A 9,856-nucleotide genomic window follows, 5' to 3' on the forward strand; every position below is an offset into this window, starting at 1 on the left:
CCTTAGAGCGGTCCCGGACCCACGCCGCGGCCGCGTACCAGGTGCATGACCAGCGAGACCACGAACAGGATCAGGAAGACGAAGAACAGGATCTTGGCGATCCCCATCGCGGCGCCGGCCACCGAGGTGAAGCCGAGGACGCCGGCGATCAGGGCGACCACCAGAAAGGTCAGAGCCCAACCGAGCATGTCATTACCTCCGTTCGCAGGCCGAACCGCCTGCGGCGAAGGCAACGCTTCGAGACCGGTGGTGTTCCGAACTACTTCTTCGGAGGCGCGGTGTTGTTGCCGGCCAGGAAGGCGCTGACGAGCGCCGCGACGGTCGCGGGATTGCGCAGGAGCACCGCGACGGCGACCGCGGCCGCGCCGGCCGCGACGACCGGATGCTCCTTGGCCATGCCGATCGCCTTGTCGAGCGGCGACGGCGGCGGCGCGGCCGTCGCCTTGGTCTTGGGCGTCACCTTGCGGGTCGCGATCCAAGCGATGATCACAGCGACCAGCGCGAACACCGCGGCCACCACGGCGCCGCCGCCGGCCGGGCCGAGATACTCGCGCGCGAGGGCGTAGAGGGCGAACGAGGCCGCGACGACGCACACCGCCGCCGCCGCCACGATGGCGCCGATGGCGGCGGCGAGACTCAGGATTCGCTGAAGGTTCACCAGGGCGGCGGTCAGCGCTTCGAGGCGAGCAGCATGCCGATCAGGACGCCGATCCCCAGGGCGGCGCCGGTTGCGGCCAGGGGGCGCGCCCGGATCTGCTCGCTGGCGACCCGGCTGGCCTCGTCGATGTGCTCGCCGGCGGCGTCGGCGTAGACGCGGCTTTGGGCGCGCACCTGCTCCAGCGCCTGCTGGACGGTGGCTTCGATCCGCTTCGCAGCGTCATTGATCGCCTTCTGAGCGTCGGCGGTGATCTTGGCGGCGGTGTCGTTGGCCGCGTCGGCCACGTCTTCGGTAGTGAGTTGGCCGGCCTTGGGCGGCATGGGTCGTCTCCGGAGCTACGCTTGGCGCGCTGCAACATAGGTCGTTATGGGAACGGCCGCAAAGGCCATGGCCGATACATCGAGAGTTTTGCGTTCTTTCCCGTCGCTTCCGGACGCGGGCTTGCCTATGTTCGATTCATGACGCGCGAGTTGGGCGACAACTCGAACCGCACCCGCCTGGGGCTGGCGCTCCAGGCCGCCGGGCTTGGCGAGTTCGAATGGGACCTGCGCAACGGGGTCTTCCACGTCAGCGACCGCATGGCCGCGATCACGGGGCTGCCTGCCGGCCGCCTGCCGGTGAAGAACAACGACATCCTCGAAACCTACGTGCACCCCGACGACAAGGAGCTGGTGCGCACCCGTCGCTGGGAGGCCCTCAAGATGGGGGAGGCCTTCGACGTCTCGTTCCGGCTGGCGCCCGAGCTGGGCGCAGCTCGCTGGCTTCGCATGGCCGGCATCGTCACCCGCGAGGAATCTGGCCGCCCCTGCGCGATCACCGGCATCGTCGAGGACATCAGCCCCCGCCGCCTGGAAGAGGAACAGCGCCAGCAGCTGATGGCCGAGCTGGACCACCGGGTGAAGAACGTCCTGGCCGCCGTCCAGGCGCTGGCGCAGCAGACGGCCAAGCGCACCACCTCGCTCGATGTCTTCCTGCAGACGTTCAGCGGACGCCTCAAGGCCATGGCCTCGGCGAACGAGCTGCTAACGGCCGCCCGCTGGCGCGGCGCGGCCATCGACCACCTGGCGTCGGCGGAGCTGGGCGCGCTCGCCCCGGGCCAGACAAGCTGGGACGGGCCTGAGCTGTTCCTGACCCCACGCGCCGCCAACGCCCTGTCGCTCGCGCTCCACGAGCTGGCGACCAACGCCGTGAAATTCGGGGCGCTCTCCACCGAAGCAGGCCACGTGTCGCTGAAGTGGAAGGCGCGCCCCGCCGGCGGCTTCGAGTTGACCTGGACCGAAAGCGGCGGCCCCCTTGTGGCGCCGCCGGGCCGCCGGGGCTTCGGCTCGACCCTGCTGGGCCAGGTCACCGGCCGCGAACTCAACGGCGACACCGAGGTGGACTATCGCCCGTCGGGCCTCGTGGTGCGCCTGCGCGCCGGGCCGCAGGCCATGGCCGACCGGCCCGAGGTGATGCCCGAGGCGCCCGCGCCCCGTGTGACCGAGACCGTGCCCACCTCGCGTGGGCCCGCCAGCCTCAAGGGCGCGCGGGTCCTCATCGTCGAGGACGCGGTGCTGTTGGCGCTCGAGCTGGAGACCGGCCTTTCGGAGGCCGGCGCACAGGTCGTGGGCCCGGCCTACGAGCTGGAGGAGGCGATGGCGCTGCTGGACCAGCCGATCGATGCGGCGGTCCTGGACGCGAACCTGAACGGCCGCTCGGTGACGCCCGTGGCCGAGGTGCTTCACCAGCGGGGCATCCCATTCGTGTTCGCCACCGGCTATGGCGAGACCGGCGGCGCCCCCGGGGGCTTCGATGCGGCGCCCGTCATCCGCAAGCCCTACGACGTCACCCAGGTCTCGGCCGCGGTGGCCGAGCTGCTCTCGGGCCACTGAGCTCCACCGTACCGAAACGTCGAAGCGCCGCCGATGCGTCGCGCACATTTGGGCGAACGTAAATATCTGAATGCGTTAGGAATTTTTGTTAGCCATGCGCCGCGGCGCGCTGCCGCGCGGCAGGATCGCGCTGGGACAAGTCGCCACCTCTGCAATGCCGGACGCGGGCATTATTCCAGCGCCCGAGAGTTCGCGGCCGGTGTCGCGGGGGCCAGACCGGTGGCCAAGGGAGCTCGCCCGGAAGCAGGCGACCCGGATCTCGACGCTCGGTCCGCGGCAGAGGTCGCGGGCCGGCGGACCCTTCAGGCGGCGGCGCGGTCTCAGATGACGCCGGCTGCCTTCAGCTTTTCCAGCTTCTGCGCCGTGACGCCGGCACGCTCCGCCAGCACCTCGGCGGTGTGCTGCCCCAACTTCGGCCCGGGCCAGCGCACCTTTCCGGGCGTCGCCGAGAGTTTCGGGAAGGCGTTCTGCATCCGGATCGGCCCGAACACGTCGTGCTCGACCGTCACCACCGCGTCGCGCGCGGCGAACTGCGGATCCTCTAGCATGTCGGGCGCGCGATAGACGCGGCTGGCCGGGATGCCCTTGTCCTCCAGGAGCTTCAGCAGCTCAGGGAGCGCGAAGGTGGAGGTCCAGTCGGCGATGATGCCGTCCAGCTCGTGCTGGTGGGTCCCGCGGCTGGCGTGGTCGACGAATTTCGGGTCGTCCTTCAGGTCCGGCCGCCCCATGGCCTCGGTCAGGCGGGCGTAGACGTTGTCGCCGTTGCCGCCGATCAGGATCATCTCGCCGTTGGCGCACGGATAGGCGTTCGAGGGCGCGATCCCCGGCAGGATCGAGCCCGAGCGCTCCCGGACGTAGCCGGTGATGTCGTACTCGGTGATCAGGTTCTCCATCACCGCCAGTACGCTCTCGTAGAGCGCCGCGTCGATCACCTGGCCCTTCCCGGTCTTCTCCTTGTGGTGGAGCGCCATCAGGATGCCCATGACCGAATGCATGGCCGCCAGGCTGTCGCCGATGGAGATGCCGGCCCGCGCGGGCGCGCGGTCGGGCTCGCCCGTCACATACCGCAGACCGCCCATGGCCTCGCCGATCAGGCCGTAGCCGGCGCGCTGCGAATAGGGACCGGTCTGGCCGAAGCCCGAGACGCGGGCCATGATCAGGCCCGGGTTCTCCTTCGACAGAACGTCGTAGCCCAGGCCCCACTTCTCCATGGCGCCCGGCCGGAAGTTCTCGATGAGCACGTCGGCCTTGGAGATCAGTTGCTTGGCCAGCGCCTGGCCCTCGGGCTTGCGCAGATCCAGGCCCACCGACTTCTTGTTGCGCCCGATCACCGGCCACCAGGGCGACAGGCCCTTGGGCAGGCTGCGGCCCCACTGGCGCATGGGGTCGCCGACGCGGGGATCCTCGACCTTGATCACCTCGGCGCCGAAGTCGCCCAGGATCTGGCCGCAGAAGGGACCGGCGATAAGGGTCCCCATCTCGATCACGACGAGGTCGGCCAGGGGGCCGGGCGGTGCGGAAACGGTCTCGGTCATGGCTCTCGCTTAGCGCGGCGGAGACGTCAGTGTAAGCCGGGTGACGCTGGGTCAGACCGTCAATTTCGTTGTCGGTACGCACCGGACAAGGGGAAGGTTGCGTCAAGCTCATTGACAGTCGAGCGGCCCGACCAGCACCCTTTGCGTGGGAGACCGCCGATGATCGAGATGCATTTCACGCCCACGCCGAACGGGCACAAGGTGGCCATCGCGCTGGAGGAGCTGGAACTCCCCTACGCCACGATCAGCTACGACATCTTCGAAGGCGATCACCTGACGCCCGAGTTCGGGCGGATCAATCCGAACCACAAGCTGCCGGCGATCGTCGACTTGGAGCCGGCGTTCGGCGGCGGTCCACACGCGGTGTTCGAGTCTGGCGCGGTCCTGCAGTACTTGGCCGAGAAGACCGGGCGGCTGCTGCCCGCCGACCCGCGGGGGCGCAGTACGGCGATCCAGTGGCTGACCTGGCAGGTGGCCGGGTTGGGCCCGATGGGCGGCCAGGCCTCGCACTTCATCCGCTACGCGCCCGAGAAGCTGCCCTACGCGATCGAACGGTACAGCAAGGAGGTGGAGCGGCTGCTGGCCGTGCTGGAGCGGCGGCTCGGCGAGGCGGCCTACCTGGCGGGTGACGAGTATTCGATCGCGGACATCGCCGTCTGGCCGGGGCGCGCGGCCGCCGGGTTGATGAACATCGACATCGAAAAGTACCCGAACACCCACAGGTGGTTCAGCGAGATCGCCGCGCGACCGGCGGTGAAGCGGGCTCTCGGCGGCGACAAGGCCCTGCCGGCCAAGTACGCCCAGCGCCAGGCCAAGCTCACGGCCGCCGAATGGTCCAACATGTTCGGCGAGCGGATGCTGGGGGCCGTGAAGGCGTAGGGCGGAAACGACACCGCCGGCGTCCAGGGGACGCCGGCGGGCCGAGTTCACGTTGTCGCGGTCAGTCTAGCCGACCACCTTCCGCAGGTAGGGCTGGGCCTCGAGGCCCGGCGCCGGCACGTGCGTGCGATTGGCCGCCTCCGGACGCGGCATCGTCGGATAGCCGATGATCGTGTCCAGGGCCGGCGCGCCGCTGAGCGCGTAGCTGGCCAGCTTGCCGCTCATGGTCGCGCCTTCGAAGCTGCCCACGTTCAGGCCGGTGTAGATCCAGTCCCCGGCCAGCGTGAGGTTGTCGAAGCCCGAGCCCCAGGCCTCCAGGCGGCACTTCACGCTGCCCGGAGGCGAGGTGACGTAGCGCTCGGTGGGATCGATGTTGGCGCGCCAGAACTGGCTGTCGAAGCGCTGGACCCCCTCGGCGCGCAGGGCGCCGGGGCCGGTCTCGCGGCTGTCGACCAGCAGGTTGAAGTCCAGGCCCATCGGGTCGCCCACGCCATAGTTGGCGCGGGTGGTGGCCTTGGGCAGCATCACGCCGATCGAGGCCGACAGGTACTGGATGCACTGGGTCTTCACCCGCTCCGACTGGCGGCGCGGATAGTCGGTGTCCGAGAACGGCGGCGGCGGCTCGTAGTCGGGCATCAGCCCGCAGAAGTACCAGAGCGCCTTCGGATAGTTCTCCTTGGGCCAGCTCTCCCACTTCAGCAGGTCGGGGAAGTTGGCGTTGCCGTTCGGCGGGCAGAAATAGGTGCCCGAAAGCGCCAGTTCGTTCTTCGCCGGATTCAGCGGCTCGGCCCAGCCCAGCTCGTAGATGTCCTTGTTGAGCCAGATCTGCATCGCCTGGGTCTGGAGGGCCGGGATGGTCTCGACCATTTCCTTCCAGGCGTAGTCTTCCTCGATCAGCTCCTTGCAGAGGTACTGGATCGCACCCAGCGAGATCGCGAAGACGATCTGGTCGTAGTCGACGCCGTGGCGCAGGGTCCGCGGATGCTTCAGGGCGGGGAAGGCCTCGTTCGGCCAGCCGTTCCAGTAGGACTCCAGGTCGATGCCCGTGGCCCTCAGGTACTCGCCCTGCTCCAACTGGTCGTACAGCGGGCGATGCGGCCAGGACGGCAGGCCCTTCACGTCGATCAGCGGCTGGTAGCCGGCTTCGGGGTCCTTGAGCGTCGCCTGGACCGTCATCTCGATCGCGCCGATGTTGCGGCGGTTCACCGGATCGAGGCGCAGGGCGTCCACCTTGTGGAAGAACTCGAACTTCACGCCGCGGCGCTTCAGCACTTCGTACATGGGCGCCACGACGGTCTCGCCGGTGCCCGCGGCGAAGCTCCAGATCAGATCGCCCATGTAGGCGCAGGCCCGAAGCGTCCAGTTGAGGTAGCAGCCGGCGCCCATCTTGGCCGCGCGGCTCGTGTCGCCGTTGGGGCTCTGGTAGCAGATGTTGACCGTCGTCAGCACGACGGGCGACGCCAGGGTGGCCGGGTGGCAGCCGTACTTGGCCAGCCAGTCGCTCCAGTTCTCCTCGTCCAGCCGGTCGTAGCCCTCGACCTCGACGTTGTCCTTCAGCGCGCCGATGATCAGGGCGGCGTAGAAGTCGAGCGTCAGTAGGGCGCGGCGCAGGTTGTCGGCATGGTTTGCGATGTGCGGCGCCAGGACGTCGACCGTGTCGACGAAGCCGCAGATCAGCTTCCGAGCCGTCTCGATCTCATGCACCAGCGGGTGGTTCGGCCCCTCCGAGAGGGGAATCGTCTCGACCTGCTTCTTGGCCTTGTCGAGCAGCAGCTCGATGGCCGCTCCGACGATCTTCGGCACACCCTGGGCCGCCGTCAGCATCTGGCCGACCTCGGTGATGATCGCGACGATCGCGGTCTTTAGGCCCTTGTAGTAGCTGCCGTCGGTGGGCGGGATGCTGTTGGACGGCGCCCGCGTAGGCCAGGGCGTCAGCCGATCCTGCTGCCACTCCCACAACATGGTGAAGCCCGACCCCAGGAAGGCTTCCTCGAAGGTCGCCAGGGGCGCACCGGCCGGCCGGCCCAGCTCGGCGTAGAGGTCGCTCATCATCGGCAGGGCGTTGAAGTAGCTGCCCATGAAGCCGTGGATGCCATGCTCCTCGATGCGGTCGTTGGGTCCGCGCGACGAGGCGCACTTGCCTCCCAGGCGCCAACCCATCTGGTAGACTGTGATGTCGAATTTTTCCTGCCATCCCGGCTGGCTGCTCAGTTGGAAGGCTGTCGTGAGCCCTCCCATACCGCCGCCCAGGATCGCCACCTTCTGCGGCCTGTTCACACTGGTCATGGTCCCCATCCGGGGATTTCGCCCCCGGCTCGCCTAGGTTGTTGACCTAGACACCTTGCCACCCAGCCTTTTGAAGAGAGTTAATGAGCAGATCGAGGTGTTCGTCGTGTGCGAACGGATGGCCGATCTTCAGGGCCTCGAGCGGATAGCCCGTCTCGTTGCTTCGCCCGGGACCGGCGCGCGAGCGGGCGAGGCGCTCGCCATCCTCGAGGGCGTTGCGGGCCTCGCCCATGCGCCCGCCGGCGCTGTAGCAGGCCGCCAGCAGGAAATGCAGCGGGAAGCGCTCTGGCCCGCGCGCGCAGGCGTCGGCGGCGTCGCGCGCAGCGTTGTCGTGGTCGCCGGCGATGAAGCGGGCGATCGCCTTGCTGCGGAACCATAGCCAGGAGTGGGGATCGTTCGGGCTGGCGGCGATGGCTCGCTCGGAATAGGCGATGGCGCCTTCGGAATCGCCTTCGAAGGCCAGGAGGCGCCCCATCTCGCCCGACGCGGCGGCCAGGTAGGGATTGAGCTCCAGCGCTCGGCGTTGCTCGGCGGTCGCCGCCGCCTGGCGGCCCTGCATCGAGAGGACCACACCAAGGGTGTAGTGCGCGAAGGCGTCGGAGCCGCCCACCGAGACCGCCTTGAGCGCGATCCGATGCGCTTCGGCGACAGCGGCGGTGGGATCTTCGGACGTGCCGACCCAGACCTCGAACAGCTTGCAGTGCGCCAGGATGGACAGCGCCGAAACGTCGTCGGGCTCAAGCAGCAAGGCCTGCTCCAGCAGGGATTCGGCCTTGCGAACGTCCGAGGCGGTCGAGCGCCAGAAGTGGCGGCGGCCGCGGACGAACAGGCGCCAGAACTCGAGGCTGTGCTCCGGCATCCGCATCGCGCGGGTCTCTTCGCGCTCCAGGACCGCCGGCTCGACCGTGCCGATGATCGAGGTGGTGATCTCGTTGAGCATCGAGAACAGGTCGGTCATCGGCCGATCGTACTTGGCCGACCAGGCGCTGGTTTCGTCCGAGCCCTGGATCAGGTCGACCGACACCCGCACCGCGCCGCCCAGGCTGCGGACCTTGCCGTCCAAGACATAGTCGACGCCCAGGCGCGCGCAGATGGCTCCCGGCGGATGGCCCACCACGTCCGACATCACCAGCGCCTGACGCGGCATGACGGCGAGCAGCGGGGACTTCGAGAGGCCGGCCGTGAGCTCGTCGGCCAAGGCCTCGGCGAACCAGGCCTGCTCCTCGTCGCCCGGCTGGTGCGTGAACTCCAGCACCACGAGGCGCGGTCGGGCCGCCGCGACGCCGGCAATCGGCGGTTCGACCGCGTTCGGGGCCGGCGGCGCCGCCGGCGCCTGCGACAAGCCCCTGCCATTAACGGTCAGGCGGTAGCCCACGCGGGGAATCGTCTCGACGACGAAGGCGGCTTCGTTGCGGGAGGCCAGCCGGCGCAGCTTCATCATCACCAGCGTGATGGCGTCGTCGCCCACGACGCGACCACCCCAGCAGCGCTCGATAAGGTCGTCACGACTGACGACGGCGCCCTCGGCCCGCACCAAGGCCACCAGCACCTGCATCACGCGCGGCTGCACGACCTCGCGACCCGTCGGTGAGACGATCTCGCAGGTGGGAGGGCGCACCTCCAGCGCGCCGAGCGAAAAGGCAGCCTGGTGGGCCAGCTGCATGGACTCCGATCCCGTTCGAGTGGCGGCCCGGGCCGTCTTCCGGACCGCTCGCCTGATCAGCCGATAGCACAACCGGGCGGCGACGCCATGGCTGAGAAGTAACTTTCGGGGCGGAAAGATCGGCTTCCGCTCGGCAAAAGATCGGTCCGACTCCCTGTCGGCTCGGGCCGAACTTTGGTTCTACTATCAATGGATTTCGACCTCTTCCCGAGGACGCGCGGCGGACCCGACAACCCCCGCCCAGCGCCCGGGCTCCGACGCTTGTGCTGGCGCCGGGGCGACGATCGTCATGTCGTTGGAAGCGGCTTCGGGAACCCGTTCCGGGCCTCCTTCCTTGCAGGTCCGGACCGAGCCATGCGAACCGTCGAGGCGTCTGGGGAGGCGCCGTAGCCGGCCAGCATCCCTCCGCGAGGACTCGTGGGCCCTCCTAGACCCGCGTGAACCTACGAGCCCCCGATCCGGCCGGATCGGGGGCTTTCTTCTGTGGGGTCGCGGTTCGCGGCCAACTTTCCCTAACGTAAGGACAGTCTGCCCTAGCGTGGGGTTCACTTCCTTGGCCGAGGGGCCTATGTGCCCGGCCATGGCCGAGTTCGTGCTCTCCCCACCGCCCGTTCCCGTCGTGCCCGTGGAGGGCGAAGCGGGAGGCTTCCCGGTCCGCCGCATCCTGTGTGTCGGCCGCAACTACGCCGCCCACCGTCGCGAGATGGGCGGGGACGACCGCGACCCTCCCTTCTTCTTCGCCAAGCCGGCCGACGCCGTCGTGCCGCCGGGCCGCGACCCGGCCTACCCCGGTCGCACGGCCAACCTGCACCACGAGATCGAACTGGTGGTCGCGATCGGCAAGGCAGGCCGCGACGTGACCCCGGCGGACTCGCTTGACCTGGTCTATGGCTACGCCGTCGGCGTCGACCTGACCCGCCGCGACCTGCAGAACGCCGCCAAGGACAAGGGCCAGCCCTGGGAC

At 69.0% G+C, this 9,856-nt stretch carries 9 protein-coding genes; 3 read left to right on the forward strand and 6 right to left on the reverse strand.

Annotated features, from left to right (window positions below; all coding sequences use genetic code 11):
- Nucleotides 1-2 precede the first annotated feature (2 nt).
- From Q0L11_RS12990 to Q0L11_RS13000, 3 genes are all read right to left on the reverse strand, one after another.
- Nucleotides 3-188: a DUF1328 domain-containing protein gene (locus Q0L11_RS12990; RefSeq protein ID WP_296597767.1), complete on the reverse strand. Its 186-nt coding sequence runs from the start codon at nucleotides 186-188 to the stop codon at nucleotides 3-5.
- Between the two features lie 71 nt (nucleotides 189-259).
- Nucleotides 260-658 (reverse strand): hypothetical protein, encoded by a 399-nt coding sequence (locus Q0L11_RS12995; protein ID WP_296597770.1) that lies wholly within the window; start codon nucleotides 656-658, stop codon nucleotides 260-262.
- An 11-nt stretch (nucleotides 659-669) separates the two neighbouring features.
- Nucleotides 670-978 carry a hypothetical protein gene (locus tag Q0L11_RS13000; RefSeq protein ID WP_296597771.1) on the reverse strand — a complete coding sequence of 103 codons (309 nt, stop codon included), beginning with the start codon at nucleotides 976-978 and terminating at the stop codon, nucleotides 670-672.
- 138 nt (nucleotides 979-1,116) lie between these two features.
- On the opposite strand from Q0L11_RS13000, the gene Q0L11_RS13005 reads away from it, so the two are divergent.
- On the forward strand, nucleotides 1,117-2,529 hold the full coding sequence (locus Q0L11_RS13005) for an HWE histidine kinase domain-containing protein (protein WP_296597773.1): 1,413 nt from the start codon (nucleotides 1,117-1,119) through the stop codon (nucleotides 2,527-2,529).
- Between the two features lie 320 nt (nucleotides 2,530-2,849).
- Here the strand turns inward: Q0L11_RS13005 and Q0L11_RS13010 are convergent, their stop codons facing one another.
- Nucleotides 2,850-4,064, reverse strand: a complete 1,215-nt coding sequence (locus Q0L11_RS13010; RefSeq protein WP_296597774.1) for a CoA transferase — start codon at nucleotides 4,062-4,064, stop codon at nucleotides 2,850-2,852.
- Nucleotides 4,065-4,223: 159 nt separating this feature from the next.
- Here Q0L11_RS13010 and Q0L11_RS13015 point away from each other — a divergent pair, with 159 nt between their 5' ends.
- Complete coding sequence (locus Q0L11_RS13015) at nucleotides 4,224-4,943, forward strand: glutathione binding-like protein (protein WP_296597776.1); 720 nt, start codon at nucleotides 4,224-4,226, stop codon at nucleotides 4,941-4,943.
- A 66-nt stretch (nucleotides 4,944-5,009) separates the two neighbouring features.
- Here the strand turns inward: Q0L11_RS13015 and Q0L11_RS13020 are convergent, their stop codons facing one another.
- Entirely contained in the window at nucleotides 5,010-7,229 is a 2,220-nt protein-coding gene (locus tag Q0L11_RS13020; RefSeq protein WP_296597777.1) for an NAD(P)-binding protein, read from the reverse strand.
- Between the two features lie 46 nt (nucleotides 7,230-7,275).
- Nucleotides 7,276-8,892, reverse strand: coding sequence for a tetratricopeptide repeat protein (locus tag Q0L11_RS13025; RefSeq protein ID WP_296597778.1), 1,617 nt, complete (start codon nucleotides 8,890-8,892; stop codon nucleotides 7,276-7,278).
- A 580-nt stretch (nucleotides 8,893-9,472) separates the two neighbouring features.
- On the opposite strand from Q0L11_RS13025, the gene Q0L11_RS13030 reads away from it, so the two are divergent.
- Nucleotides 9,473-9,856 (forward strand): fumarylacetoacetate hydrolase family protein (locus Q0L11_RS13030; protein ID WP_296597779.1); only part of this gene is annotated, 384 nt, incomplete at its 3' end.

The organism is Phenylobacterium sp., assembly GCF_024508875.1.
GTDB lineage: Bacteria > Pseudomonadota > Alphaproteobacteria > Caulobacterales > Caulobacteraceae > Phenylobacterium.